Origin of the sequence: Devosia sp. SD17-2 (assembly GCF_029201565.1) — a bacterium.
Classification (GTDB): Bacteria; Pseudomonadota; Alphaproteobacteria; order Rhizobiales; family Devosiaceae; genus Devosia.
This window is the reverse complement of sequence record NZ_CP104002.1, coordinates 499,440-526,001: the sequence shown is the minus strand read 5'-3', so window position 1 is coordinate 526,001 and position 26,562 is coordinate 499,440. Positions and strand designations below refer to the sequence as shown.

The 26,562-nt window shown below is 62.4% G+C and carries 28 protein-coding genes; 14 read left to right on the top strand and 14 right to left on the bottom strand.

Features of this window, described 5'->3' with window-relative positions; translation table 11 throughout:
* Positions 1-11: 11 nt before the first annotated feature.
* Entirely contained in the window at positions 12-1,124 is a 1,113-nt protein-coding gene (gene aroB / locus NYQ88_RS02645) for a 3-dehydroquinate synthase (protein WP_275653446.1), read from the top strand.
* Positions 1,125-1,187: 63 nt separating this feature from the next.
* Here the strand turns inward: aroB and NYQ88_RS02640 are convergent, their stop codons facing one another.
* Complete coding sequence (locus tag NYQ88_RS02640; protein ID WP_345774606.1) at positions 1,188-1,445, bottom strand: BolA family protein; 258 nt, start codon at positions 1,443-1,445, stop codon at positions 1,188-1,190.
* 53 nt (positions 1,446-1,498) lie between these two features.
* Here NYQ88_RS02640 and NYQ88_RS02635 point away from each other — a divergent pair, with 53 nt between their 5' ends.
* The 4 genes from NYQ88_RS02635 to NYQ88_RS02620 all read left to right on the top strand — a co-directional run bounded on the left by NYQ88_RS02635 (position 1,499) and on the right by NYQ88_RS02620 (position 6,244).
* Positions 1,499-2,119 (top strand): DnaJ domain-containing protein, encoded by a 621-nt coding sequence (locus NYQ88_RS02635; protein WP_275653444.1) that lies wholly within the window; start codon positions 1,499-1,501, stop codon positions 2,117-2,119.
* A gap of 105 nt (positions 2,120-2,224) precedes the next feature.
* Positions 2,225-3,208 (top strand): cobaltochelatase subunit CobS, encoded by a 984-nt coding sequence (gene cobS / locus NYQ88_RS02630; protein WP_275653443.1) that lies wholly within the window; start codon positions 2,225-2,227, stop codon positions 3,206-3,208.
* Between the two features lie 160 nt (positions 3,209-3,368).
* The gene (gene cobT / locus NYQ88_RS02625; protein WP_275653442.1) at positions 3,369-5,258 is read left to right on the top strand and encodes a cobaltochelatase subunit CobT; all 1,890 of its coding nucleotides are present in this window, start codon (positions 3,369-3,371) and stop codon (positions 5,256-5,258) included.
* Positions 5,255-6,244 carry an esterase-like activity of phytase family protein gene (locus NYQ88_RS02620; RefSeq protein ID WP_275653441.1) on the top strand — a complete coding sequence of 330 codons (990 nt, stop codon included), beginning with the start codon at positions 5,255-5,257 and terminating at the stop codon, positions 6,242-6,244. The genes cobT and NYQ88_RS02620 overlap by 4 nt, the downstream gene beginning before the upstream one ends.
* A gap of 317 nt (positions 6,245-6,561) precedes the next feature.
* On the opposite strand, the gene secA is transcribed toward NYQ88_RS02620, so the two are convergent.
* Positions 6,562-9,282: a preprotein translocase subunit SecA gene (gene secA, locus NYQ88_RS02615; RefSeq protein WP_275653440.1), complete on the bottom strand. Its 2,721-nt coding sequence runs from the start codon at positions 9,280-9,282 to the stop codon at positions 6,562-6,564.
* A 406-nt stretch (positions 9,283-9,688) separates the two neighbouring features.
* Here secA and NYQ88_RS02610 point away from each other — a divergent pair, with 406 nt between their 5' ends.
* Complete coding sequence (locus NYQ88_RS02610; protein WP_275653439.1) at positions 9,689-10,621, top strand: peptidylprolyl isomerase; 933 nt, start codon at positions 9,689-9,691, stop codon at positions 10,619-10,621.
* A 34-nt stretch (positions 10,622-10,655) separates the two neighbouring features.
* Here NYQ88_RS02610 and NYQ88_RS02605 read toward each other — a convergent pair whose 3' ends face one another.
* A complete protein-coding gene (locus tag NYQ88_RS02605; protein WP_275653438.1) occupies positions 10,656-11,291 on the bottom strand; it encodes a TetR/AcrR family transcriptional regulator in 636 nt (211 codons plus the stop codon).
* A gap of 98 nt (positions 11,292-11,389) precedes the next feature.
* Here NYQ88_RS02605 and NYQ88_RS02600 point away from each other — a divergent pair, with 98 nt between their 5' ends.
* The 4 genes from NYQ88_RS02600 to mutT all read left to right on the top strand — a co-directional run bounded on the left by NYQ88_RS02600 (position 11,390) and on the right by mutT (position 14,215).
* Positions 11,390-11,620, top strand: coding sequence for a hypothetical protein (locus tag NYQ88_RS02600; protein ID WP_275653437.1), 231 nt, complete (start codon positions 11,390-11,392; stop codon positions 11,618-11,620).
* 98 nt (positions 11,621-11,718) lie between these two features.
* Complete coding sequence (argJ, locus tag NYQ88_RS02595) at positions 11,719-12,954, top strand: bifunctional glutamate N-acetyltransferase/amino-acid acetyltransferase ArgJ (protein ID WP_275653436.1); 1,236 nt, start codon at positions 11,719-11,721, stop codon at positions 12,952-12,954.
* 89 nt (positions 12,955-13,043) lie between these two features.
* Positions 13,044-13,799 (top strand): GNAT family N-acetyltransferase, encoded by a 756-nt coding sequence (locus NYQ88_RS02590; protein WP_275653435.1) that lies wholly within the window; start codon positions 13,044-13,046, stop codon positions 13,797-13,799.
* An 8-nt stretch (positions 13,800-13,807) separates the two neighbouring features.
* Entirely contained in the window at positions 13,808-14,215 is a 408-nt protein-coding gene (gene mutT / locus NYQ88_RS02585; protein ID WP_275654989.1) for an 8-oxo-dGTP diphosphatase MutT, read from the top strand.
* A 155-nt stretch (positions 14,216-14,370) separates the two neighbouring features.
* On the opposite strand, the gene NYQ88_RS02580 is transcribed toward mutT, so the two are convergent.
* Both NYQ88_RS02580 and NYQ88_RS02575 read right to left on the bottom strand, forming a co-directional pair.
* Complete coding sequence (locus NYQ88_RS02580; RefSeq protein ID WP_275653434.1) at positions 14,371-15,849, bottom strand: M48 family metalloprotease; 1,479 nt, start codon at positions 15,847-15,849, stop codon at positions 14,371-14,373.
* On the bottom strand, positions 15,846-16,655 hold the full coding sequence (locus NYQ88_RS02575; protein WP_275653433.1) for a thermonuclease family protein: 810 nt from the start codon (positions 16,653-16,655) through the stop codon (positions 15,846-15,848). The genes NYQ88_RS02580 and NYQ88_RS02575 overlap by 4 nt, the downstream gene beginning before the upstream one ends.
* Before the next feature lie 147 nt (positions 16,656-16,802).
* Between NYQ88_RS02575 and NYQ88_RS02570 the strand changes: the two genes are divergently transcribed.
* Together NYQ88_RS02570 and NYQ88_RS02565 are read left to right on the top strand one after the other, a co-directional pair.
* On the top strand, positions 16,803-17,630 hold the full coding sequence (locus NYQ88_RS02570; RefSeq protein WP_275653432.1) for a DUF72 domain-containing protein: 828 nt from the start codon (positions 16,803-16,805) through the stop codon (positions 17,628-17,630).
* Positions 17,631-17,772: 142 nt separating this feature from the next.
* Positions 17,773-18,273 carry a disulfide bond formation protein B gene (locus NYQ88_RS02565; protein ID WP_275653431.1) on the top strand — a complete coding sequence of 167 codons (501 nt, stop codon included), beginning with the start codon at positions 17,773-17,775 and terminating at the stop codon, positions 18,271-18,273.
* Here the strand turns inward: NYQ88_RS02565 and NYQ88_RS02560 are convergent.
* The 5 genes from NYQ88_RS02560 to NYQ88_RS02540 form a co-directional block, all read right to left on the bottom strand.
* Entirely contained in the window at positions 18,270-18,560 is a 291-nt protein-coding gene (locus NYQ88_RS02560; protein WP_275654988.1) for a type II toxin-antitoxin system RelE/ParE family toxin, read from the bottom strand. The genes NYQ88_RS02565 and NYQ88_RS02560 overlap by 4 nt on opposite strands.
* A complete protein-coding gene (locus NYQ88_RS02555; protein ID WP_275653430.1) occupies positions 18,560-18,823 on the bottom strand; it encodes a type II toxin-antitoxin system ParD family antitoxin in 264 nt (87 codons plus the stop codon). Before NYQ88_RS02555 ends, NYQ88_RS02560 begins: the two co-directional genes overlap by 1 nt.
* Before the next feature lie 62 nt (positions 18,824-18,885).
* Positions 18,886-19,443 (bottom strand): HNH endonuclease, encoded by a 558-nt coding sequence (locus NYQ88_RS02550; protein ID WP_275653429.1) that lies wholly within the window; start codon positions 19,441-19,443, stop codon positions 18,886-18,888.
* 87 nt (positions 19,444-19,530) lie between these two features.
* Positions 19,531-20,190, bottom strand: a complete 660-nt coding sequence (locus NYQ88_RS02545) for a prolyl oligopeptidase family serine peptidase (protein ID WP_275653428.1) — start codon at positions 20,188-20,190, stop codon at positions 19,531-19,533.
* Positions 20,187-20,864 carry a DNA-3-methyladenine glycosylase 2 family protein gene (locus NYQ88_RS02540; protein ID WP_275653427.1) on the bottom strand — a complete coding sequence of 226 codons (678 nt, stop codon included), beginning with the start codon at positions 20,862-20,864 and terminating at the stop codon, positions 20,187-20,189. Before NYQ88_RS02540 ends, NYQ88_RS02545 begins: the two co-directional genes overlap by 4 nt.
* Between NYQ88_RS02540 and gluQRS the strand changes: the two genes are divergently transcribed.
* Positions 20,863-21,711 carry a tRNA glutamyl-Q(34) synthetase GluQRS gene (gene gluQRS / locus NYQ88_RS02535; RefSeq protein WP_275653426.1) on the top strand — a complete coding sequence of 283 codons (849 nt, stop codon included), beginning with the start codon at positions 20,863-20,865 and terminating at the stop codon, positions 21,709-21,711. The genes NYQ88_RS02540 and gluQRS overlap by 2 nt on opposite strands.
* 48 nt (positions 21,712-21,759) lie before the next feature.
* Here gluQRS and lysA read toward each other — a convergent pair whose 3' ends face one another.
* The 3 genes from lysA to argH form a co-directional block, all read right to left on the bottom strand.
* On the bottom strand, positions 21,760-23,019 hold the full coding sequence (gene lysA / locus NYQ88_RS02530) for a diaminopimelate decarboxylase (protein ID WP_275653425.1): 1,260 nt from the start codon (positions 23,017-23,019) through the stop codon (positions 21,760-21,762).
* Between the two features lie 104 nt (positions 23,020-23,123).
* On the bottom strand, positions 23,124-23,840 hold the full coding sequence (locus tag NYQ88_RS02525; RefSeq protein WP_275653424.1) for a gamma-glutamylcyclotransferase: 717 nt from the start codon (positions 23,838-23,840) through the stop codon (positions 23,124-23,126).
* Positions 23,841-23,898: 58 nt separating this feature from the next.
* Positions 23,899-25,347, bottom strand: a complete 1,449-nt coding sequence (argH, locus tag NYQ88_RS02520) for an argininosuccinate lyase (protein WP_275653423.1) — start codon at positions 25,345-25,347, stop codon at positions 23,899-23,901.
* A 22-nt stretch (positions 25,348-25,369) separates the two neighbouring features.
* On the opposite strand from argH, the gene NYQ88_RS02515 reads away from it, so the two are divergent.
* Positions 25,370-26,032, top strand: coding sequence for a TlpA disulfide reductase family protein (locus NYQ88_RS02515; protein ID WP_275653422.1), 663 nt, complete (start codon positions 25,370-25,372; stop codon positions 26,030-26,032).
* A gap of 241 nt (positions 26,033-26,273) precedes the next feature.
* Here the strand turns inward: NYQ88_RS02515 and NYQ88_RS02510 are convergent, their stop codons facing one another.
* Positions 26,274-26,456, bottom strand: coding sequence for a YjfB family protein (locus NYQ88_RS02510; RefSeq protein ID WP_275653421.1), 183 nt, complete (start codon positions 26,454-26,456; stop codon positions 26,274-26,276).
* Positions 26,457-26,562: the final 106 nt, after the last annotated feature.

Sequence of the window (26,562 nt, the reverse complement as noted above, 5' to 3'; positions counted from 1 at the left end):
AAGACACGCCCATGGCTCAAATCGATCACACGGTTCACGTCGCCCTGGGCGATCGCGCCTATGACATCCTCATCGGCCCCCACCTGCTCGATGACGCCGGCGAGATTCTGAAAGAAAAATTCCCCGGCCGACGCTTCGGCATTGTCACCGACACCGAAGTGGCCAAGGCACAATTGCCGCGCCTCGTCGCCAGCCTCGACGCAGCCGGGCTCACCCACAGCACCATAACCCTGCCCAATGGCGAAAGCACCAAGAGCTGGGAGCATCTGCAGACGGTCGTGGAAGGCCTGCTGGCAGCCCGGCTGGAGCGCAATGACCTGGTCATCGCGCTCGGCGGCGGTGTCATTGGCGACCTGGCCGGCTTTGCGGCCTCCATCACCCGGCGCGGCATGGACTTTGTCCAGATGCCGACTTCGCTGCTGGCCCAGGTCGACAGCTCCGTCGGCGGCAAGACCGGCATCAATTCGCCCCATGGCAAGAACCTCGTCGGCGCCTTCCACCAGCCCAAGCTGGTGCTGGCCGACCTGTCGACCCTCGACACCCTGCCCGCGCGCCAGTTCGCCGCAGGCTATGCGGAAGTCGCCAAATACGGGCTGATCGACGATCCCGACTTCTTCGACTGGCTCGACGCCAATCTCTCCGAGATTTTTGAAGGCGGCCCGGCCCGCGGAGAGGCGATTGCCCGCTGCTGCGCCCACAAGGCCCGCGTCGTCATTGAGGATGAAAAGGAAATCGGCGTCCGGGCGCTGCTCAACCTCGGGCACACCTTTGGCCATGCGCTGGAAAAGGACACCGGCTATTCAGACCGCCTGCTCCATGGCGAGGGTGTCTCGATCGGCATGGTGCTGGCGCATCGTTTCTCCACCAAGCTCGGCATCGCTCCCGGTCAGGACGTCGGTCGCGTCACCGCCCACTTGCAGCGGGCGGGCCTGCCCACCACATTGGCTGATATCCCCGGACAACTGGGCTCCACCGAGACCCTGATGGCTGCCATTGCGCAGGACAAGAAAGTCTCGCGCGGCGCGCTGACCTTCATCCTCACCCGCGGCATCGGCCAGGCCTTCATCGAAAAAGGCGTCGACCCCGCCGCGGTTTCGGCCTTTTTGGATGAGATGCGAGGCTAGGGAACACAGTCCCTGCGGCACCATTTCCGTTCTCGGCAATGGTGCCCACCGTGTCAGGCGACCTCACTCGGCCGCCAGAACTTCGATATTGAGGGCATGAACCCGGGTTTTGAGTTCCTCTGCCAGCGTGTCATTGACGGCCCGATGTTGCGCAATGCGGCTCAAACCGTCAAAGTCGCGGGTCGCGATTCTGACACGAAAATGGGTTTCCCCCCCCTCCCGCCAACCGGCATGACCGAAGTGCTTGTTGGATTCATCGATCACTTCGAGGTGGAGGGGTGCAAATCGTTCGGTAAGCTTGGCTATAATCGTGTCCCTCATGGACATGGGTCCGGCTCCGTATTGGCTTTGTGCACTAACTAGGCGCTATAAAATTGCAATCCAAGCTCTTCGATAACATCCGCATCCGTCCCCGCCGGGAAGAAAAGCCCGCAGAGATCGAGATCGTCTGTGATTGGGAAGGCTGCGAGCAGGCCGGCGAATACAAGGCGCCCAAGGGCAAGCGCTCGGATGGGCAGTATCATAATTTCTGCCTCGAGCACGTTCGCCACTATAACCAGTCGTTCAACTATTTCGCCGGCATGAGCCCGGACGAGCTCGACGAAGCGCTGCACACGCCCCCCAAGGCCGAGTCACGCTCGAGCTTTGCCACCGGCAACCCCACTGCCGCAAAGGCCGCAGGTCGCACGGCCAGCGCCGCACCCGGCGACAAATACGGCGACCCTTTTGGTGTCTTTGCCCGCTATCGCTACCAGCAGTCCAAGCGTCCGGCTACGGAACGCGTCAAACCGCTGAGCGAACTTGACCGGCGCGCCCTCGAAACCCTTGGTTTTTCCAAGCATGCCAAGTCCGACGAGATCAAGACGGCGTACAAGGACCTGGTCAAGAAGCACCACCCAGACGTCAACGGCGGCGACTCCTCCTCCGAAGAGCGCCTGCGCAGCGTCATCGCCGCTTACAGCCACCTCAAGAAAATGGGCTTCGTCGTCAGATGACGCAGCCGTGACAGACTGGCTACCGAAGGGGCGGCAATACTGCTATAGAGCCCCCGGCGCCAAGCGTCTCCCACCGGAAAATTCATTCATCCACGAGCCCTTGCTATGACCGAATTCACCAATCTTCCCGACACCGAATACAAGGCGAGAGACCTATTCGGCATCGATACCGACATGGTGATCAAAGGCTACAAGGAGCGCACCGATCACGTGCCGCCCGTGGATCCGGATTACCTGTTTGATCGCAACACCACGCTCGCGATCCTGGCCGGCTTTGCCTACAACCGCCGCGTCATGGTCCAGGGCTACCACGGCACCGGCAAGTCCACCCACGTGGAACAGGTCGCTGCGCGCCTCAACTGGCCGCTGGTCCGCGTCAACCTCGACAGCCACGTCAGCCGTATCGATCTCGTCGGCAAGGACGCGATCGTCCTCAAGGACGGCAAGCAGATCACCGAATTCCGTGATGGCATCCTGCCTTGGGCCGTGCAGAACAATATCGCGCTCGTCTTTGACGAATATGACGCCGGCCGTCCGGACGTGATGTTCGTGATCCAGCGCGTGCTCGAGCAGTCGGGCCGCCTCACCCTGCTCGACCAGAACCGCGTGATCGTGCCCCACCCGGCGTTCCGCCTGTTCTCGACCACCAATACCATTGGTCTGGGCGACACCTCGGGCCTCTATCACGGCACCCAGCAGATCAACCAGGGTCAGATGGACCGCTGGAGCCTTGTCACCACGCTCAACTACCTGCCGCACGACAAGGAAGTCGGCATCGTCCTGGCCAAGAACAAGGCCTATGGCGAGACCGAGAAGGGCAAGAAGACCGTGTCCAACATGGTCCGTCTCGCCGATCTCACCCGTTCGGCCTTCATCAATGGCGATCTTTCGACCGTGATGAGCCCGCGTACCGTGATCACCTGGGCCGAAAACGCCCAGATCTTCGGCGGCGATATCGGCTTCTCCCTCCGTCTCACCTTCCTCAACAAGTGTGACGAGCTCGAGCGCCCGGTCGTGGCTGAGTTTTACCAGCGCGTCTTCGGCGAAGACCTGCCGGAAAGCTCCGCCAATCTGGCAGTGACGGCTTAAGCAAACTCCTCCCGAGCCCTCGGGAGGCCCCTCATCCGGCCCTGCGGGCCACCTTCTCCCCGGCGGGGAGAGGGGATCGCGGTGGCCGCTCCAACTCCCAAGCGCCCCCTCGCCCCTTTGGGCAGAGGGATGGAGCAAGGGGCATTTTGGACGAGACGACATGGCCACGCCCCCTCGCAGCAAGCCGAACAAACCCGACCAGACCCAGCTGTTCAAATCAGCCATGGGTGCGACGGTGCGCGCGATCGGCGCCAAGCCGGAACTTGAGGTCAGCTTCACCGCTGACCGGCCGCTCCTGACCTCGGACAAGGCGCGTCTGGCCAATCTGCCGCGCCTGCCCACCCGCCGCGACATCGCCATCGCCCGCGGCCAGGGCGACGCCATGGCCATGCGGCTCGCCAGCCACGACCCCGATACTCATCGCAAGCGCAGCCCGCTCGACCCGCAGGCCCGCGCCGCCTTCGATGCGCTCGAACAGGCCCGCGTCGAATCCCTTGGCATCGTGCGCATGCCCGGCATGTCGGGGAACATCGCCGAAATGCTCGAGGACCGGCTGTTCCGTTCCAATTTTGCCGAAGTCAGCGATAAGGGCGATGCCCCGCTGGCCGAAGCTCTCGGCCTGATGCTGCGTGAAAAGCTCGCCGGCGTCCCGGTGCCGCCGTCGGGCCACTCGCTGGTCGACCTCTGGCGCGGCGAGATCGAAGCCAAGGCTGCAACCTCCATCGATGCACTTCTCGGCACCTATGAAGACCAGGAAGCCTTCTCCAAGGCCGCCCGCCTCGTGCTGCGCGATCTCAACCTCATCGCCGAAAGCGAGATGGACGATCCCGACGCCTCTGATGAGGAGAGCGCCGACGACAGCCAGCCCGAACAGGCGCAGGGCTCCGACCAGTCTCCCGAGCAAGGCGAAGGCGAGAGCGAGCAGGACGACAGCCAGGACGACCAGCAGTCCGGCGAGAGCGAAGAGACCGGCGACGTCGAAGGCATGGAAGCCGACATGGCCGATGTCGACGACGATGCCGAGGCAGACGCCGGCGAAGACGCGCCCATGCCCCCGCCCGCCAAGGATGGCGGCGAGCGCCTCTCCAATCAGTTCAACTACAAGGTGTTCACCACCAAGTTCGACGAGATCGTCAAGGCAGGCGAGCTCTGCCCGCCGGACGAGCTCGACCAGCTCCGGGCCCTGCTCGACAAGCAGCTTGAAAATCTCGCTGGCGCCGTGGCGCGCCTTGCCAACAAGCTGCAGCGCCGCCTCATGGCCAAACAGAACCGGTCCTGGCAGTTCGACCTCGAAGAAGGTCTCCTCGACACCGCCCGCCTGACCCGCGTCGTCACCGACCCGATGCAGGCCCTGAGCTTTAAGGTCGAGAACGACACCGATTTCCGCGACACCGTGGTGACGCTTCTGATCGATAATTCCGGCTCCATGCGCGGCCGTCCGATCACCATTGCCGCCATCTGCGGCGATATCCTCGCCCGCACGCTCGAGCGTTGCGGCGTCAAGGTAGAGATCCTGGGCTTTACCACCCGCGCCTGGAAGGGCGGCAAATCGCGTGAAGCCTGGCTCGAAGCCGGTCGCCCGCCCCATCCGGGCCGCGTCAACGACGTGCGCCACATCATCTATAAGGCCGCTGACGAGCCCTGGCGCCATGCAAGGCGCAATCTCGGCCTGATGATGCGCGAAGGTCTCCTCAAGGAGAACATCGACGGCGAGGCCCTCGAATGGGCGCGCAAGCGCCTCATGGCCCGCCCCGAGCAGCGTCGCATCATGATGGTCATCTCCGACGGCGCCCCGGTCGACGACTCGACGCAGTCGGTCAATGCCGGCAATTACCTCGAGGCCCATCTCCGCCAGGTGATCGAGGACATCGAAACCCGCTCGCCCATCCAGCTGGTTGCGGTCGGTATCGGCCACGACGTGACGCGCTATTACCGCCGCGCCGTGACCCTGCTCGACGCCGAGGAACTGGCCGGTGCGCTCACCGACGAGCTGGCCGCCCTGTTCGACGAGGAACTGCCATCCCAGACGCGGCGTCGCGGCCGTCGATGAGACGGGCGGCTGCCCTCGCGATCCTCTTCAGCGCCCTGGCGTTTCCCGCCGGGGCGGTGGACGCCACGGTCACCGCGGCACAGGTCACCCGCTTCAAGGGCGTCGGGCTCGACGAGCCTGTCCAGGGCCTCATCTTCCGCGGCGGGCTGACCTTGCAGAGCCATGACGACACCTTTGGCGGGCTCTCCAGCGTCACCCCCACTGGCGACGACCAGCGCACCACCTTTGTCACCGATCGCGGCCAGTTCATCTCCGGGCGGCTCGCCTATGACGAGGCGAATCGCCTCTTCGGATTTATCGGCGTCACCATCGAGCCCATCCAGAATTCTGCGGGCGCGCCCCTGCCCCGCCAATATGCGCGTGATGCCGAAGGCATGGACACTGTCTGGCGCGACGGCGTCGCGGTAGCCGTGCGCGTCAGCTACGAAAACCTGACCCGCGTCGCCGATTTCACCATCACAGATGGCCGCCCGGGCGGCGCCGCACGGGAAGTTTCCATTCCCGACTGGCTGACCGACCTGCGCACCAATGAATCGCTCGAATCGATCTGCATCGCGCCCCCCGCTTCCCCTATTGCTGGCTCCACCTTGCTGATCACCGAGGAAGCGCTCGACGATGATGGCAATCATCGCGGCTGGCTGCTGGGCGTCAACGACAAGGGCCCGATCGGCTATACCAATAGCCCGATCGTCAACCCGACCGATTGCGCCTTCCTGCCCAACGGCGATCTCCTGGTGCTCGAACGCGGTGTGGCGCTTTTCAGCTTTGTCATGAATTTGCGCCGCGTGCCGGCCGCGGAGGTTCGCCCCGGCAATCTCATGGCCGGTGAACTGCTGCTCTCGGCCGAAGGCACCGAGATCGACAACATGGAATCGCTGATGGTGCACGCCGCCCCCAATGGCGAGACCCGCATCCTCATCGGCTCGGACAGTAATTTCAACGACTGGCAGCGCAATTTGCTGTTGGAGTTCGCCCTGCCGGAATAGGGGTTGATGCCAAGCGCCTTCGCCAGGCTGACGAAGTTTCCGGCCTCAGCGGTCCTTCGTCACCACCCGACTTGTTCGGGTGGTCCATAGCGAAGCGAACTGGATTGCCCGGACAGGCGGGCTATGACGGCGCACAATGGTCCCGGACCCACCACGACACCGTAGAACCTCAGCCGCCAAACTCTCGGCTCATTCACCTCCCTCCCCCACAAGGGAGAGGGATGCGCTTGAGCCGAACCATCGCAACCACCTCCGCACCCCAAAATACAAAAAAGCCCCGGATCACTCCGGGGCTTTTTCTCAATTCACAACGCGCCTCAGACGAAGGCGCCGTGGCAGTGCTTGACCTTCTTGCCCGAGCCGCAAGGGCATGGCGCATTGCGCGACAGGCCGGCGAGCAGCTGGGGGTTGAGCGGGGGCAGCGATGGATCGCCACCAGTCGCCCCGAGGGCCGCGCTGGCACCATCACCGCGACCCGCATCGTTCTCGCCCGTGGTGGGGTCGATATGGGTCTGGGCCATGCGGGTAAAGTCCGGTGCCGGCGGGGGCTCGGGCTGGCGAACCTGCAGCTCGATGTGCGCCATCTGGGTGGTCACCAGCTCGCGCAGATTGGTCAGCAGCGCCTGGAACAGTTCATAGGCTTCCTGCTTGTATTCGTTCAGCGGATCGCGCTGGGCGATACCGCGCCAACCCACGACCTTCGAGAGGTGGTCGAGCATGACCAGATGCTCGCGCCACAACCCGTCGATCGACTGCAACAGGATCGACTTCTCGACCTGGCGCATCACATTGGCCGAGTATTTTTCTTCCTTGGCGGTGATGATCGCATCGGCGGCAAGGCGCAGGCGGTTCTCCACCTCTTCGGCGTCGATGCCCTCTTCCTGGGCCCATTCGATGACCGGAGCGTCGACATTGAGATAGGTCTTGGCAGCGGCCTGCAACTGCTCGCTGTTCCACTGCTCCGGATAGGAGCGCGGCGGAATGGCCTTGGCGATGATGTTGGCGACAACGTCATGGCGCATCTCGGCCGTCGTCTCGCTGACGTCCTCGGCATCCATGAATTCAAGACGCTGTTCGAAGATCACCTTGCGCTGATCGTTCATCACATCGTCGTATTTGAGGATGTTCTTGCGGATGTCGAAGTTACGCGCCTCGACCTTGCCCTGGGCGCGTTCGATCGCCTTGGTGACCCACGGATGGGTGATGCTTTCGCCCTGCTCAAGGCCCAGCTTGCCCAGCATGGAATCCATGCTGTCCACCGGGAAGATGCGCATCAGATCATCCTGCAGCGACAGGTAGAACTTGGAATGGCCGGGGTCACCCTGGCGACCCGAACGACCGCGCAGCTGGTTGTCGATGCGGCGGCTTTCATGGCGCTCGGTACCGATGACCATCAGGCCACCTGCGGCCAGCGCCTTCTTCTTTTCATCGGCGATAGTGGCCTTGATCTCGGCGATCTTGGCGTCGCGGTCTGCGCCTTCGAGATTGGCGGCCTCGCGCTCGATGCGCATTTCGAGGTTACCACCGAGCTGGATGTCGGTACCGCGGCCAGCCATGTTGGTGGCGATGGTGATGGCGCCCGGCAGGCCTGCGTCGGCGACGATAAAGGCTTCCTGCTCGTGGTGACGCGCATTGAGCACGTTCATCTTGCCGACGTTCTTCTTGCGCAGAAGATCGGCGAGCATCTCGCTCTTTTCGATCGAGGTAGTACCAACCAGCACGGGCTGGCCGCGATCCTGGCATTCCTTGATCAGATCGGCGATGGCGTCGAACTTTTCCTCGGCGGTACGATAGATCGCGTCATCTTCGTCGATACGCTGCACCGGCAGGTTCGTCGGGATGGTGACCACGCCGAGATTGTAGATGTCGCCGAATTCCTCGGCCTCGGTCAGTGCCGTACCGGTCATGCCGGCCAGCTTCTTGTAGAGGCGGAAATAGTTCTGGAAGGTGATCGAGGCCAGGGTCTGGTTCTCGGGCTGGATCTTGGCGCCTTCCTTGGCTTCCAGCGCCTGGTGCAGGCCTTCCGAATAGCGGCGGCCCGGCATCATGCGGCCCGAGAACTCGTCGATGATGACGACTTCGTCGTTGCGGACGATATAGTCCTTGTCCTTGCGGAACAGCTTGTGCGCGCGCAGGGCCGAGTTTGCGTGGTGCACGAGCGCCACGTTTTCCACGTCATAGAGCGACTCGCCCTTGAGCAGCCCGGCCTCGGCCAGCGCCGCCTCGAGCTTTTCGATGCCCTGGTCAGTATAGGTCGCAGCGCGCAGCTTTTCGTCGAGCTCGAAGTCACCTTCGCCGATCAGCGGCATCAGGTTGTCGACCTTGATATAGAGGTCGGAGCGGTCTTCGGACGGACCGGAGATGATCAGCGGCGTGCGCGCCTCGTCGATGAGGATCGAGTCCACTTCGTCGACGATGGCGAAGGCATGGCCACGCTGCACCATCTGGGCGCGCGTATACTTCATGTTGTCGCGCAGGTAGTCGAAGCCGAATTCGTTGTTGGTGCCGTAAGTAATGTCGGCAGCATAAGCGTCGCGACGTTCCTGATCGGTGATCCCGTGCACAATGATGCCGGTCTTCATACCGAGGAAGGCATAGATCTGGCCCATCCAGCCGGCGTCGCGGCGGGCGAGGTAGTCGTTCACCGTCACCACATGCACGCCGTCGCCGGTCAGCGCATTGAGGTAGACGGCGAGCGTTGCCACCAGCGTCTTGCCTTCACCGGTGCGCATCTCGGCGATGGCACGATCGTTGAGCACCATGCCGCCGATCAGCTGCACGTCGAAATGGCGCATACCAAGCACGCGCTTGCTGGCCTCGCGCACTGTGGCGAAAGCCGGCACGATCAGGTCTTCGAGCTTGGTGCCCTGGGCGAGCTGCCCCTTGAATTCGTCGGTCCGGGCCCGCAATTGCTCGTCGGAGAGCTTTGCCAGTTCTGGTTCCAGCGCATTGATGGCGGCCACCCTGCCCTGATACCGCTTGACCTGTCGGTCGGACGGTGACCCGAAAATCTTTCGGGCAAGCGCAGCAAGTGCCATTCGTCTGGTCCTTTGTTCTAGGCAGCGGAGCGGCATGAGGCGGCCGGCGTCTGCGGGCGCTCGGCCGGCCCATCCCGCCCCGTCACAACGTCGGAGAGCCCGTTCGGCTCCCCTTGTGAATTGATCCGTGGGCGCAAGGCGCGCGTAACGCGCTGCTCTGTCCACGCTTTGGAAAAGCGGGTGAGATGTAAGAGTGGGGTCGTATCTTGTCAATGTTGCCCAAATCGGCGACACCTTGCGCGCCTGTATTATTTGTCGGCCAGCACAGTTTGCTGAAGCGGCGGGCGAGGGCACAATTTGGCCTATCTGTCGTGTGAAGGCAGGCCAACAATGAGGTAGCCTGTGCTACCTGAACCGAACACGCCGGTTTCAGCCCTTGAAACCGGCCAAGGAGTTCCTGGACCCCATGAAGAATTTTTCGCTGCGCCTGGTCCGCACCATCAGCCTTGCTGCCCTGCTCGTGTCGGCGCCTGCTGTCGCCAGCTTTGCCCAGGACGCCGCTGCACCGGCAGCTGAGGCCGCTGCAGTCACGCCCGAAACCGTCATTGCCACCATCGGCGACGAGACCATCACCGAGGCCGATCTCAGCTTTGCTGCCGAAGATCTGGCCCAGGACCTCGCCCAGATGCCCCCCGAAGAGCGCCGCCCCTTCCTGCTGCGCGTTCTCATCGACATGAAGGTGATGGCCGGCGCCGCCAAGGATGCTGGCATGGACCAGACGCCGCTGTTCGCCCAGCGCCTCAACTATCTTGAGGAGCGCGCCCTGCGCCGTGCCTATTTCGCTGAAGCCATTGCCGGCGCCGTGACCGAAGAAGCCGTACGCGCCGACTATGACGCCTTCGTCGCCCAGTTTACGCCGACCGAAGAGATCAGCGCTGCCCACATCCTCGTGCCGACCGAGGAAGAAGCCAACGCGATCAAGGCCGAACTGGATGCCGGTGGCGACTTCGCTGCCATCGCCAAGGAAAAGTCGATCGATCCCGGCAGCGGCGCCAATGGCGGCGAACTCGGCTTTTTCGGCAAGGGCATGATGGTCCTGCAGTTTGAAGAAGCCGCTTTCGCCCTCACCGAGCCAGGCCAGGTTTCGGCACCCGTCCAGTCCCAGTTCGGCTGGCACATCATCAAGCTGGCCGAGAAGCGCCAGTCACAGCCGCCGACCTTTGAACAGGTTGCTCCGCAGGTCCAGCAGCAGGTGCTGATGACCACGTTCAACAACAAGGTCGAAGAGCTGATGAGCGGCGTCGAGATCAACATCACCGATCCAGCCCTCGCTGCCGCGATGGAAGCCCAGGACGCTGCGGCCCCTGCGGCCGAAGAAGCGGAAGCCGCCGCCCAGTAAGATCAATGCGGCCCCGGTCACCACCGGGGCCGTTTCAGTTCTGCTTGTGGTATCCCGCCAGCCCGGCGAGCACGATATCCACCACCGCCTCTATCTCCCCCATCGCTACCTCCACGCGCCCGATCAGCAATTGATGCCAGGCGAAGGAAACAACGAGATCGATGGCCAGCGCGCTGTTCACGGTCTCATCGATCTCTCCCCGCGCCTTGGCCCGCTCGATGATCCGCCCGGCATATGCCTGGCGCTCGAGATGATAGGCCGCAAGAGCCGCTGCCGCTCCGGCATCGACCTGCGCCTCGGCAATGATCGAGCGATAGACCGTACCGCAGAGACTATCTTTCCAGAAGCCCAGCAGCTGGTTGTCGAGAAACGCGACGAGGTCCCCGCGCAGCGTTCCCGTATCGGGAAAGGGCCGCTGGTTCTTGAACCGCTTGTAGACGTCGAGGAGAAGCGCCGCCCGGTTGGGCCACCAGCGATAAATCGTTGGCTTGCCGGCGCGGGCCCGCCGCGCCACCGCCTCGATGGAAAACCCGGCAATGCCGTCTTCGCGCAGGATTGCTTCCGCGGCGTCGAGGATCGCCTCCTGGCTGGCCGGATTGCGCCTGGCGCCAATGGAGCGGCGGGCGCCATCTGGAGTGTCTTCGGTGTCGGATTGGGCTGGCTGGGTCATGGCGCCAATATGGCCGCTATCTCACCGGAAGAAAAGACTTGAACGAAACGGCTCGTTTCTATAATAACGAAACGCACCGTTTCGATTGGATATCCAAGATGAGTTTTCCCGCCCGCGCCCGCATGGCCCTCCTGATGACCCTCGCCATTTATCCGATCGTGGTCGTCTATGCCGCGCTCATCAGCCTCATCACACCGGGCTGGGAATTCTGGCAGCGCAGCTTCATCCTCGTACCCTTGATGGTGACGAGCATCGTCTTCTTCATCGTACCCTTCATCACCACCCGCTTCGCCGGCTTCATTGCCGGCCGTAAAACCGGTCGCACTTGAACCAAAGCTTTCGGTTGGCGCAAAAGCTCGACGTCTTGCGCCCGCCACACCTTTGAGGCACACCACAGCGGTCATTCTGCCCAACAAGGTCTTGTGCCATGGCTGCTCATCCGGTTTCGCCCCTCGCCCCCAAATCCTATCCGGACCTGCCTCCGATTGCGGGCGTGCGCTTTGCCACCGCTGAAGCCGGGATCAAGTACAAGAACCGCACCGACGTACTGCTGATGGCTTTTGACGAAGGCACGACCGTTGCCGGCGTGCTGACCCGGTCGCAGTGCTCATCAGCCGCTGTCGATCTCTGCCGCGAAAATCTCCTCGGTGGCATGGCCCGTGGCCTCGTGGTCAACTCGGGCAACTCCAATGCCTTCACCGGCATGAAAGGCCGGGAGAGCGTTCGCTACATCACCAAGGTTGCCGCCCAAGCGCTTGGCTGCTCGCCCTCGGAAGTCTTCATTGCCCAAACCGGCGTCATCGGCGAGCTGATCGATGCCTCAAAGTTCGACGGCGTGCTCGACGAGACCGCCACCCGCATGGCCGACCAGCCGTGGATCGAGCCTGCCAAGGCGATCATGACGACCGACACCTTCCCGAAATTGTCGGGCGCCGTGCTCGAGATCGACGGCGTCGAAGTCAAGATCAACGGCATCGCCAAGGGCTCGGGCATGATCGCGCCCGACATGGCCACCATGCTTTCCTTCGTTGTCACCGACATGCCGATCGCCGCCCCTGTGTTGCAGGCGCTGCTGGCCAAGCACAACCAGACGAGCTTCAATTCCATCACCGTCGACAGCGATACCTCGACCTCGGACACTCTGCTCGCCTTTGCCACCGGCAAGGCGCAGGTCGATACGATCGACACGCTGGAAGACCCCCGCGCCGAAATTTTCGGTCAGGCCCTCTCCGACGTGCTGCTTGAACTCGCTATACACGTCGTCCGCGACGGCGAAGGCGCCACCAAACAGGTCTCCATCCATGTCGAAGGCGCTGTCTCGGACGAAAGCGCCTTCCGCATCGGCAAGGCCATCGCCGATAGCCCGCTGGTCAAGACCGCTATTGCCGGCGAAGACGCCAATTGGGGCCGCGTCGTCATGGCTGTCGGCAAGGCCGGCGAGCCCGCCGACCGCGACCTGCTCTCGATCCGTTTCGGCGATCTGACCGTTGCCCGCAACGGCGAACGCGCCACCGGCTACGACGAGGCAGCAACCAGCGCCTATATGAAGGGCGAAGAGCTGGAGCTGACCGTCAGCCTCGGCCTCGGCCAGGGCAAGGCCACGGTCTACACCTGCGACCTCACCCATGGCTACATCACCATCAACGGCGATTATCGCAGCTAAAATTCATCGATAGCCGCCGCCCCAGTCCCCTCGTCCCTCCGGGAGAGGGGCTGGGTTTGGGGGGATGTCTCAGAAAGCCGGAAGACACTATGTCCACCTCCCTTCCCGATATTGAAGCCATCGAGCGGGCCAGCCTTCAGGCCTGGCCCGGTATCGAAGAGAAGTGGGACGGCTCCTGGGTACGTCGCGCTGCCGGCGGCTACACCAAGCGCGCCAATTCCGTGCAGTGCCTCGACCCGGATGATTTTGAGGACGCCGATCTGCGTGTGATCTCGGCCTGCACCTGGATGATCATCCGCCAGGTCAAGCCGGTGTTCCGCATCACCCCGCTTGCGCCATACGAGCTCAATGCCACGCTTGACGAATCCGGCTGGCAGACGATTGGTGAAAGTCATGTCTACGCCATGGCGCTGGGCGATCACGAAGCCGATCCCCATGCCGAATTCTTGCCCCTGAGCGACCCAAAATTTCTCGGCGCCCAGCAGAAGCTGCAGGGATACGACGCCGCGACGCTGGAGGGGCTGAAAAACCTTACCGCTGCCATCAAGACCTCAGCCACGGGTGTTGTCCTCACCCGGGACGGCGAAGCCGTCGCCACCGCAATCATGGCCCTCGCCGACGGCATCGTTGTTGCCGGCAATGTGGTCACCGACACCACGCGCCGTCGCCAGGGACTGGGCAAGGCGATGATGAACTCAGGCCTTGCCTGGGCCAAGCGCGAAGGCGCCCAGTTCGCCGCGCTCAATGTCGAGGCCGGCAATACCGCCGCCCTCGGCCTCTATTCGGGCCTCGGCTACACTCACAAGTATGACTATCACTACCGCATTCCCGGAGCGCCCAAGTGAGTGAGATCGTGACCGACAAGCCAATCCTGCTCGTCGTTGCCTGTGCTCTTGTGGACGCTGATCGTCGCGTGCTGATTGCCCAGCGCCCGGAAGGCAAACACATGGCCGGCATGTGGGAGTTTCCGGGTGGCAAGATCGAGCCCGGTGAAACCCCGGAGGCAGCCCTCATCCGCGAACTGCGCGAAGAGCTGGGGATCGAGACCAAGGAAGCCTGTCTGGCGCCGGTTTCGTTTGCCAGCCACTCCTATGAGCACATGCACCTCTTGATGCCGCTCTACGCCTGCCGCCGCTGGCAGGGCATGCCCACCGCCAGCGAACACAAGGCCCTCAAATGGGTCCGCCCGCAGGCCCTGCGCGACTACCCCATGCCCCCCGCCGATGAGCCGCTCATCGCCGCCCTCTGCGACCTGCTCTGACCCAAGCGATCGTCTTTGCCTGGCTTGCCCGGGCAATCCAGCCTTCACTTCACTGAGCACCGAAGCCAAGCCACGTGGAGACGACGGCAGACCCTTCGTCTCCGGCCTTCAATCCCGACGGCAAGAGGGACTGCGCCCTCTCACCTCGCAAAACCCTAGTTCAGCGCCACAACCTTATACTTCTGCCCCGCGGCGACGGGATCGCCGGGGTAAAGGTTATTGAGGATATAGAAGAGGTCGCGTCCGCCGGGGATATTGGCCATCTGCCGGGCCAGGGTGTCCGCAGTGTCACCACTTTTGGCGGTGATGATGCGCGTCGTCAGCTTGCGGATCTGGTTGAGATCGCTTGCATCGGCGCGGCGGAAACTCTGGATCGTGGATTCGGCCCCCTGGGCAAAGCGCGCACTGTCGGCCTTAGCCGCAAAGATGAAGCGATAGACCGCCCCATCGAGACGCATTACCGCCACGCGGAAGAACCACTGGTCGGTCTGCGCCAGGCCCGACGCCATGTCGATGCCATTATAGTTGTGCGACTTGACGGTGTCGGCCTTGAGACCGGCAATCCAGCCGGATTTGAGATAATCCGTCAGTGCCATGCTCGGCTGCACGTCGGCACTGTCGAAGCGCACCGCCTCGCCATCCCCCGCCACGCCCACAACAGCGCTCTGCGCCGATTGCAGCGCATAGCCCTGCGGCACGGTGAAGGAGAATTTCGAGCGCGGGTGGATAAAGCGCTGGCCGACGATCGAGCCCTGGGCCGGACTGTCGCCAAAGGTCAGCCCCGAGATAGCGGCCAGATAGCCATCCCTGTCGGTCTCACCCAGCTGCGAAGCGCCGAACATCGAGCGCGCCGTATCCATGGCTTTGCTGATGCGGGCCGGCGTCGAGGGGTGGGATGAGAGGAAACCGTCCTCGCCGGCGCTGGTGCCGGCCGAAAAGGCTGCGAACCGGCTCATCACGCCGAGGAAGCGCGCTGCGGCCTGAGGATCATACCCAGCCTTGCCGGCAAACTTGATGCCTTCCTGGTCCGCCTCGAGCTCCTGGTTCTGCCCGAATGCTGCCAGCGACTGGCGCGTGCGGTTGGCCGTAGCATCGGTCGAGACGTCCCCACCGAAAATCCCGGTAATCACCCGATCAACGATCTGGGTGGTCCGCGTCTTGTCGGTGCGCGCCCGCGCATGACGCAGCGTCACGTGGGCGATCTCGTGGGCCAGAACCGCCGCCAGTTCGCTCGTATCCGAGGCGAGGGCAAGGATGCCGCGCGTCACATAGATATAGCCGCCCGGCAGCGCGAAGGCATTGACCTCGGATGTATCAAGGATCGTTACCTGGAACTGGGCATTGGGCTGGTTGGACGCAGCCAGCAGCCGGCCGACGATGCGCGCGACCATGATCTCGGCCTGGCGGTCGGAATAGACGCCGCCATAGGCCGCGATGATACGCGGATGCTCGCGGCGCCCGATGACGACATCATCGGGTTCCGTGCCGGCGGGCACGACAGCCGGCGCAGGCCGATCGCCCGTCTGGCTGACACTGATATTGGAGCCGGTCAGGGACGAGCAGGCCGAAAGGGCCAGGAGGGACCCGGCCAGGATACCGACGCGCAGAGACTTGTTTAGGGAAAGCGCCGTCATTGCGTCGCCAAGACCTCAATCTGTTCGGGATGCGTCACTTCGATGCGTGGACCGTCCCGGTCGTCCACCCATCCACGGATCCGCACGAGCGCCCCCTCAAGTGCTAATGGATCCAGCTTGTCTGCCGTAAACAGCCGCAACGCCGGTGCCTCGATGACGGCCGTACAATCCTCTTTCCAGAAGCGGCCAAAATTGAGGTAGACGCGGCTGCCTTGGCGGTCGGCGAGGAGAACCCGGCCTTCCACCAATTCGTAATGCCCTGCGCGGGTCAGCAGATCACCTGCTTTTTCCGCCGCCCGAACGCTGTAATAGGGATCAGCCCAAATGCCAAGCCGCGCGGCGCGCGCCCGCGCCTCCGCAGCCATCAGCATATCCAGGCATTTCCGATTGTCGGGAAAGGAATAAACCCGCGCCATGCCCTTCTCGACCATATGCAATTGCGCCCAGATTTCCTCCGACCCATCATCTACGAACATATGGGCGAGCACCCGCTCGTGCCGGTCGATCTCCTCACCGCCAAAGCCAAGGCGGACGGGCTTGTTGAGGGCGAGGTCCGCCAGCACTTTCTGAGCCTCAGGCGCCAGCGGCCAGATCTCGAAATCTTCGCGTCCCAATGGCAGTTTGGGCGCCTGGGTCCCGATCAACCGCACACGCTGGCCACTATCGAGTACCACCGTATCGCCATCAGTCACTTCGACAACGGTTCCACCGGGCCGCATATCGAGCACATCACAGGCCATTGCAGCCTGCGATGCAGCCGACACAAGGGCGAGGGCAGCAATGGAAACGACATCGGGTCTGCGCAATCGAATCTGCCCCTGGCAAGGTTTTGTTCACCATGCACCCAAATACGGCAAAAAATGATTACCAAGCCGATGGGTCGCTCGATCACAACCGTGAGAGCTTGCCAAGCGTTGCGGCCTTCTCCAAGCTTGCACAAATGGGAGCGCGCAATGGCTGACAAAGGCATAATTCGCACCGGAACCGCCGGTTGGGTTTTCGAACCCTGGCGCGGCAGCTTCTTTCCGGAGGGCCTCGTGCAGAAAAAAGAGCTGCACTATGCCAGCCGGCATCTCACCAGCATCGAGATCAACGCCACGTTCCGGGCCAACCAGAAGCCGGCGAGCTTTGTCAAATGGGCGGGCGAGACCCCTGACGGCTTCCAGTTCTCGATCAAGGGACCGCAACTCGTCACCCATATCAAGCGCCTCAAGGACTGCGCTCAGCCGCTGGCCAATTTTTTTGGCTCGGGCCCGCTTGCCCTCGGCAACCGCCTCGGTCCATTCATCTGGCAATTACCTCCCAATCTCCCGTTCGACCTGCCGCGACTCGAGAGCTTTCTCCCCCTCCTGCCGCAGGACATCGACGCCTATCTGCGGCTCGCGCATCAAGCCGATGGCGTCAAAGCCCCACCCTTTCTCGAGCCAAATGGCGTTACTCTTATCCGCCACGCCATCGAAATGCGCCATCCAAGCTTTGACGATCCCGCCGTCGATGCGCTTTTGCGCCAGCACAACATCGCCCGCGTCATTGCCGACACCCCCGACCATCCAAGCCGCGACCTGACCGCCGATTTTGCCTATTGCCGCCTGCAGGGCCCTGCCCGCCCCGACGCCGATGGCTACGCAGACGAGGACATTGCCGATCTGGCCAAAACCATGTCAGGCTGGCGAGATGCAGGCCGGGATTGCTACGCCTATTTCGTGCACGAAGACAAACTGCACGCCCCGGACAACGCCATGGCTCTGGCCAAGGCGCTGGACATCACCCCATTTGAGTGATCTCGAGAATGGGAGTTTCAGTAATACCGAGCGCGCATTGCGTGATCTCGAGCGCGCATTTGCGTGATCACGAGCATGTTCCTGTCTGGCTTTTGCCCACTGGCAAGGCTATGGGCGAAGCAGCGTCACACTGAGGCCGATCATGGCAGTTCTTTCCCGCCCACTTGATAAGCTCACATCAGCTCTGGCATTTCTGCTCGGACTGGCCACCATCCTGGGCGCGCTGGCGTCCCAATATTTTGGGGGCCTCTATCCCTGCGAGCTCTGCCTCGAGCAGCGCTGGGCCTATTATATCGGCCTGCCGATCCTTCTCGGCATTCTCGTTCTGTGGAACCGCCTGCCCCTGAAAATCTGGTTCGCGCTGATGGCCATCGTCACGGCGATCTTCGTCTGGGGCATCTATATGGGGAGCTACCACGCTGGCGTCGAATGGGGCTTCTGGCCTGGTCCAACCGCATGCACCGGTGTCGGCGAAAGTTTTAGCTTCGACCAGCTCAACAACATGACCCCGGTCATCGGCTGCGACGTCGTTCAATTCCGCTTCCTCGGCCTTTCGCTGGCCGGCTACAACGCGCTGATCTCGCTCGCCATCGTCGCCCTCCTCGCCTTCGCCATGCTCTTCCAGGCGCGCCGGAAGGGTTAGTCGACCAGCGCGTCAAGATCTCGTGCCGACGAGATGATCCGAACGATAAACACAACGTCCGACCCAACGGCATAGATGATCGAGTAGTTTCCATAGGGCCTGCGGCGCAGTCCGCGGGCCGCGTATCGCTTAAGACTTGGAAACCGCTCCGGATGATCCCCGAGCTCTTGGCACGCCAGCACCAGTTCATCGGCAAAACTGGTTGCCCGGAGCGGATTGTCCCGGGCTATATAGCGGACAATCTCCACCAGATCTTTCTGGGCGTCACGCGAGAAGCGCAAACGCATCACGACGCCTTTTTCTGCGCCAGCTCCGCGACCAGCAGTCTCAACTCGGCAAAAACCTCTTCCGCCGGGATCGTTCTGCCAGCATCAATATCATCGAGCCCAGCCTGGATCATCGCATCCATCTCGCGCAGCCTTGCCTCCCGCTCCTGCACCAACCGCACGCCCTCGCGCAAAACTTCGCTCTTGGAATTATAGCGCCCGTTCTCGACGAGGTCGGTCACGACCTTTTCGAGCACTTCGCCCAGATCTGCACTGATCGCCATGGCGCGTCTCCTGTCATTGGCCAAAGCCAATAATAGTTATTAACGACGACGCCAGCAAGCGGTCAGGGTTCGAGCTCGATGTCCCAATAAAGATAGTCGAGCCAGCTTTTGTGGAGGTGGTTGGGCGGAAAGGCCCGGCCATTGTTGTGCAGGTCATGAACCGTCGGTGCATAGGGCGTCTGGTGCGGGAACATTTTTATCTCCCGCGGCAGCCGGTTCGCTTTCCGAAGATTGCACGGGGCACAGGCCGCCACCACGTTCTCCCACGTCGTCAGCCCACCCTTGGAGCGCGGAATGACGTGATCGAAGGTCAGATCATCCCGCGACCCGCAATACTGGCACTGAAAGCGATCGCGCAGGAAAACATTGAACCGGGTGAAGGCCGGACGCCTTGCCGGGGTCACGTAATCCTTGAGCGCCACCACGCTCGGCAAGCGCATTTCAAAGCTGGGGGAATGCACCACGGTGTCGTAGAGCGAGACGATATTGACCCGTTCCAGACACACCGCCTTGATCGCGTCCTGCCACGACCATAACGAAAGTGGATAATAGCTGAGAGGCCGGAAATCGGCGTTCAGCACGAGAGCGGGACAGGCCTCAGGCGACACATGGATGGTCACGAGAGTCTCCCGAAACGGGAAGCGTGTAGGTCCATAGCTCGCTTATACTACGCCCTTTGTGTCAGGGCTGTGAAGCGGCTTTGTTAACTATTTCGCGGCTTGATCGACAAGGAATTGGGTCGCAAAACCAAGGCCATCGGGAGCAATGCCATGCCCGACACCACGGCTGACGTGATAGGCCACATCAACACCGGCAGCCTTCAGTTCTGCAGCTGCCTCGTCGCTGCGCGCAGGCTCCACCACGTCGTCCATGTCGCCATGCACGAGGCAGACCGGCGTGCCATTGGTGGCGCCGGCCGCAAACCCTTCGGGCGCCAGAAATGCCCCGGAAAAACCGACGACGCCCATCAGTCGCTGCGGCAGGGCCATGCCGACATGAAGCGCCATCATCGCGCCCTGGCTGAAACCGACCAGCACCGTCCGTTCGGGCGCGATTCCGGTCTGGGTCCAGAGTTCGTTGAGGAATTCCTCGAGGATCGGACGCGCCTTGAGAACGCCGGTCTGGCGGCTGGCCAGCCGATCACCGCCAAAATCGATAGCAAACCACTGAAACCCTGCTCCGATCATTCCGGCCGGCTCGGGTGCATGCGGCGAGACAAAGATCGCGCCCGGCAGCGCGTCCTGCCAATGGGGCGCGAGGCCGATCAGGTCATTGCCGTCGCTGCCATAGCCATGCAGCAGCACCACCGCACTATCGGGTGCCTGACCATTGGCCGGTGCCAGCATGGGGCCTGAGAGCTTGGTCACAGCAATATTCCTTCCCGGTCGCGCAGGGCGGCAAAATAGCGCCAGAACAACAGCGCCGCCGCAGATCGATGCGGCGCCCATTCGGCCGCCAGCGCGATCATCTCCTTGATCGTCGGACGCGCGTCAAGCCCGAGACCATGATGGGCCGCCTTGAGCAGCGCCAGATCCCCAGCTGGAAACACGTCCGGATGCCCGGCGCAAAAGAGGAGATAAACCTCTGCCGTCCACGGCCCAATCCCCTTCAGGGCGGTCAGCGCAGCGATTGCATCCTCGGCCGACAACGCATCGACATGGGCGAAGTCGAGCTCACCAGCCAGGACGGATTCCGCCACCCCACGCACGGTGACGAATTTTCCACGCGAGAAGCCGATCCCGCGGACCTCCTCTTCGCTCAGCGCCAGATAGCCCTCTGGGTCCGTGGCGCCGGGTAGCTTTTCGAATCGCCCCCAGATCGCCGCCGCGCTCTGCACGGAAAGCTGCTGCCCGCAGACCACTTTGGCGAGCCCTGCAAAACCGATGGGATTGACGCGCGGCGAGACGATTCCGACCTTGTCGCGCATCGGCATAAGGTGCGGCGCCCGGCCGACCAATGCGTCGAGGTGCCATGCGACGCCGTCTTCCGTGTCGATGCGCGGTGACGCAATAGGTGCTCCAATGCTAGGGGATGAAATCATGTCCAAAAAGCCGCTTCTCCGTTTCGCCCCCAGTCCCAATGGCCGCTTGCATCTCGGCCACGCCCTGTCTGCGCTTGTCACCTGGCGCGCCGCCGAACTCCTGGGTGGTACAGCGCATTTACGCATCGAGGACATCGACACCAACCGATGTAAACCCGAATTTACCGCCGCGATCTTCGAGGATCTTCATTGGTTGGGATTAAGCTGGCCCGAGCCGGTGATGCACCAGTCCGACCGGTTCGACATCTACATGGACGCAGCCAACCGCCTGCGCGCCATGGATCTACTTTATCCCTGCTTTTGCAGCCGAGCCGATATTGCCGCGCAGTCGAGTGAAAAAGATCCGGAAGGCGCGCCACTCTATCCAGGCACCTGTCGGCACCTCTCCAATGCCGAACGGATCGAACGGCTCGAGCGCGGTGACCCCGTCCAGTTTCGTCTCGATGTCGAAGCAGCAATGGCGCTGACCGGCCCGCTGTCTTTTTCAGTGATCGGGCCGACCATTCTGGACCGCCCGCAAATCCGCTATGCCCGCCCGCAGCGCTGGGGCGATGTGGTGCTGCAGCGCAAGGATACGCCCACGAGCTATCACTTGAGCGTCGTGGTGGATGACGCGGATCAGGGCGTCACCCACGTCACCCGCGGCCGCGACATGGAGGCCGCCACCGACATTCATGTGCTTCTGCAGATGCTGCTCGGCGTGCCCACGCCCTATTATCACTTCCACCGCCTGCTTCTCGACGACAGCGGCCAGAAGCTGAGCAAATCAAAAGACTCCCAAACCCTCGCCGATCTGCGCGCCCAGGGCGTGACGGCGCAAGACGTTCGGCGGCAGCTGGGGTTTTAGGACGCGTTCCACTGAAAGAAAAAGGCGCCGCTGAGCGGCGCCTTGAACTCAAACCCAATCAGGGACGCTGTCGAGCGCGATGAGCTCGTCAATGCTCTTGCGCGGGCGGATCGCATGCCAGCGGCCGCCGTCCACCAGCACTTCGGGGATCAGCGGCCGCGAATTATAGGTCGAGGCCATCACCGCCCCATAAGCGCCGGCGCTCATCACCGCGAGAAGGTCGCCTTCCTTGACACCAGCGATGGTGCGGCCCTTGGCGAGATAGTCGCCGGTTTCACAGACAGGTCCGACGATGTCGCCGGTAATCGGCGGCAGATTGGAAGGATTGACCGGCTGGATATCGTGGTGGGCTTCGTAGAGTGTCGGGCGGAGAAGATCATTCATCGCCGCGTCGACGATGATGAAATTTGCTTCGCCTTCCTTCACATATTCGACCTTGGTGACGAGGATGCCGGCATTGCCAACGAGCAGGCGGCCCGGCTCGATCACCAGCGAGCACCCGAGCTGCCCCACCTTATCGCGCACCACCGCCGCATAAGCGTTCGGATGGGGCGGTGCTGCCTCATCGACATTGTAGGGAATGCCGAGGCCGCCGCCGATATCGACGTGATGGATATCATGCCCATCGTCGCGCAGCGCCGTCACGAGCTCCGCCATCAGCCCAAAGGCATTGCCGAACGGCTCGAGATCGGTGATCTGGCTGCCGATATGCATGTCGACGCCCACCGCCACGATATTGGGCAGCTCGGCGATGCGCTTATAGACCTCGCGGGCGCGCTTGTAGGAAATGCCGAACTTGTTCTCGCTCTTGCCCGTCGAGATTTTCGCATGGGTGCGCGCATCGACGTCGGGATTGACGCGGACCGACACCTTGGCGGTCAGCCCCAGATCCGAAGCCACCATCGAAAGGCGTTCCAGTTCGGGCTCGCTCTCGACGTTAAAACACTTGATGCCAGCCTCGAGGCCCTGGCGCATTTCCGCGACGGTCTTGGCGACACCCGAGAACACGATCTTTTCGGCCGGAATGCCGGCGGCCAGCGCCCGCTGCAATTCACCGCCCGAAACCACGTCGGCACCACAGCCTTCAGCGGCCATCAGCTTGAGCACCGCCTGGTTGGAATTGGCCTTCATCGCATAGGCCATCACCATGTCGATGCCGGCAAAGGCCTCGCGCACCACGCGGACATGGCGGCGCAGTGTTGCTGCCGAATAGACGTAGAACGGCGTTCCGACCTTTTCGGCCAGTTCGTTGACATTGACGTCCTCGGCAAAAAGTACGCCGTCGCGATGGGTGAAATGATGGACCATCTTGCCCCTGATATTCCGGTCGAGGCGCTACCAGCAGGTGACGCCAGAATGTGAAATGAACTCATCGTTTCCGTAAGGGAAGTTCACGGAAAACAAAAGCGGCCTTATCGTCCGGCCTCATAGGCCGCCTCGATCCGCTCGGCCACCAGCTTCTGCAACCGCCACAAATGGGCATCATGAATGCCCAACTGTTCGAGATGCTCGACCGTGGCGTGGAGATATTCGGCCATTGAGCCACGCGTCCCCACCGCCCGCGCCAGCACGTCGGCAATCGCCTCCTCCGTCAGTCCGGAAACATAGCGGCCCGAATTGCGATCGATGCAGAAGGTCAGCGCCCGGATCGTCCGCTCGCCCGAGCGCACATTGACCATGCGTGGCGGAAAGGCCGAGGGCAGCCAGCCCATTTCACGCTCAAACAGTTTGATGAGGTTTTCGTCCCGCCGGTCTGGCGGCAGCCGGTAGAGCGCGCCCTTGCAGGAGCCGCCACGATCAAGCGCCAGCATCAGCCCAGGAGTGGTCTCGCTGCCCCGGTGCTGTCGGTTCCAGCCAAGACAAAAGGCGCGATGCCAGCCGTGCAGGGTGCCGGTGCGGATTTCGACATGTTCGCAGGCCGGCTTCCAGATCAGCGACCCATAGGCAAACACCCAGGTCTCGTCATGGGCTTCTTCGCCGAAAAGACTCGCGATGGTGGCCACATGATCTTCTGGCGCTGCCGCCCGCATGCCTTCCGGCGGCGCGGGCAGGCCTTCCAGCACTTCGTCAGGCTGGAGATAGGCGACATGCCGCGCCGTAAGGCGCATCTGCCGCAGCTGTCTCGTCATAAACACACTCCTTCTTCCCAGCGCGGGAAGAAGGCCAAGCGTGGTCTATTCGTCTTTCTTATTCAACCCCGCCATCGCCATGGCTGTCATGCTTCCGGCCCTTGAGGGCGAGCGGCTCGTGGGTCTCGCCGGTAAGAAGGCTCTTCCAGCGCGCCGCCTGCACGACAACATTGGCCGGGGCAGTGCCGCCATAGGACTTTCGCGCCGCAACCGAAGCTTCGACAGTGAGCACCTTGTGGATGCGGCTGTCGATACGCTCGTCGATGGACTTGAAATCCTCGATGGTCAGACCCTCAAGGCCGCAATTCTTGGATTCCGCCAGCGCCACGACCTGCCCGGTGATGTGGTGCGCGTCGCGGAACGGAATGTTGAGCTCCTTCACCAGCCAGTCGGCCACGTCGGTGGCCGTCGAGAACCCGGCCGAAGCTGATGCATGCATCTTTTCGCGGTTGGGCTGCATGTCGGCGACCATGCCGGTCATCGCCGCCAGTGACAAGGAGAGCGCATCGAGCGCGTCGAAGGCCACTTCCTTGTCTTCCTGCATGTCCTTGGAATATGCCAGCGGAAGGCCCTTCATCACCACAAGCAGGGAATTGAGCGAGCCCATGATGCGGCCGATCTTGGCACGCACCAGCTCGGCAGCGTCCGGATTGCGCTTCTGCGGCATGATGGACGAGCCGGTAGTGAACTTGTCCGAGAGCTTGATGAAGCTGAACTGGGCGCTCGACCAGATCACCATTTCCTCGGCAAAACGCGAGAGGTGCATGGCGCAGATCGCAGCAGCGGCCAGCGTCTCAAGAATAAAATCGCGATCGGAGACGGCATCGAGCGAATTGGCGGTCGGGCGATCAAAGCCCAGCGCCGCAGCGGTCATGTCACGATTGATCGGATAGGGCGTGCCGGCGAGCGCAGCCGAGCCCAGCGGGTTCTCGTTGAGGCGCTTTCGCGCGTCGACCAGACGGCCCGCGTCGCGGCCGAGCATTTCCACATAGGCCAGGAGATGATGGCCAAAGGTCACCGGCTGGGCGTTCTGGAGGTGGGTAAAACCAGGAAGGATAGTCTCGGCTTCTTCCTCGGCGCGTTTGACCAGACCAAGCTGCAGCGTCTCGATCTGCACGACGAGATGATCAATGGTATCGCGCACATAGAGGCGGAAATCGGTGGCAACCTGGTCATTGCGCGAACGCGCCGTATGCAGGCGCCCCGCGGCATCGCCGATCTTTTCGCGCAGCCGGCTTTCCACGTTCATGTGGATGTCTTCCAGAGCCCGCGAGAATGTGAACGTGCCGTTCTCGATTTCGGCGAGCACCTCGTCTAGACCGGCCAGAATGGCGTCGCGATCCTCTCGCGTCAAAATGCCCGTTGCTTCGAGCATTGTCGCATGGGCCTTTGATCCGGCAATATCCTGGCGGTAGAGGCGCTGATCGAATCCGATCGAAGCGTTGATCTCTTCCATGATGGCGTCGGGGCCGGTGGCGAAGCGTCCGCCCCACATCTTGTTGCTCATCGGATACCTTTCGGAGAAGTCCATGTCGAAGCCAACCACCACCCCACCAGCCGGTCGGAACAATATGCCGTACGTGCTGGGGTTGGGTCTGGCCGGAATGGGCGTAGCTATAGCGGCGTGGTTTTATCTCGGCAATGCCGCCTCGGCCAACTCCTGCCCCATCAATGTCGCAGCGGCACAGATTGTCGGTGCGGCCGCAGTCGGTGAACTGGCCGCGCTCAACGGCACCGGACAGGGCCGCGGCTATGCCGACATGGCTTTCAAGGACGAAACCGGCAAGGCCATGACCATGGCCGATTTCTCCGGCAAGTCCCTGCTGGTCAACTTCTGGGCCAGCTGGTGCGTCCCCTGCCGCGAGGAAATGCCGGCCCTGGACGAAATCGCCACCGACTATAATTCCGATAAATTCATGGTGGTGCCGATCAATCTCGACATCGGCGACAGCGGGCTCGAAAAGGCTCAGCAGTTTCTGGACGAGGGCCAGTTCAAGAACCTGCCCCTCTATGCCGACAACACCTTCGCCGCCTTTGATCGCCTCAAGCGCGAAGCCGTCGCTGTCGGGCTGCCGGCAACACTCCTGCTCGATCCGGAAGGTTGCGAACTCGCCGTCCTCCAGGGCCCGGCCGAATGGCACAGCAAGGACGGCCGCGCCGTCATCGACGCTCTTTTGGGCTTGCGCGGCTAGAACGCCCCCTCACCCTAACTCTCTCCCCAAGGGGCGAGGGAATTGGGCCGGTGGGTTTGCAGAGATTTCTCCCCGAACACAATCTAGTCCCCTCGCCCCTTGGGGAGAGAGTTAGGGTGAGGGGGGCTTAGGCTCCGGCCACCCGCAAAATCGCTCCGGTGGAGCCATTTCAGGACACAAGGCCATGAGCGCTATGCGCGAATGCTGCGCCCTCAGCCCACCGCTCCCAAAACCCAAAAAATCAGGCCGTCTTGTCCACATTCCCGCCCTGTCCGGGCGGCAGGACTGCCTGGGGCGGCTGCAGCAGCATGTCGAGCAGCTGCGTCTGCATGTCATGGGCTTTCTTGACCACGGCCAATTGCACGGAATGCTGCGTGGCGCTGGAGCGCGCAGCAATAAGGGTCGAAGCGAGATCGGCTTCCATAGGCTTTGGTCCCAAACGCAATACTGACGAACTGCCGCGACCCTAGCCGATGAGGGTAAATAAAGCCCTCCGCGACGCCTCCCGAGGACAGACTATTGCGCCGGGA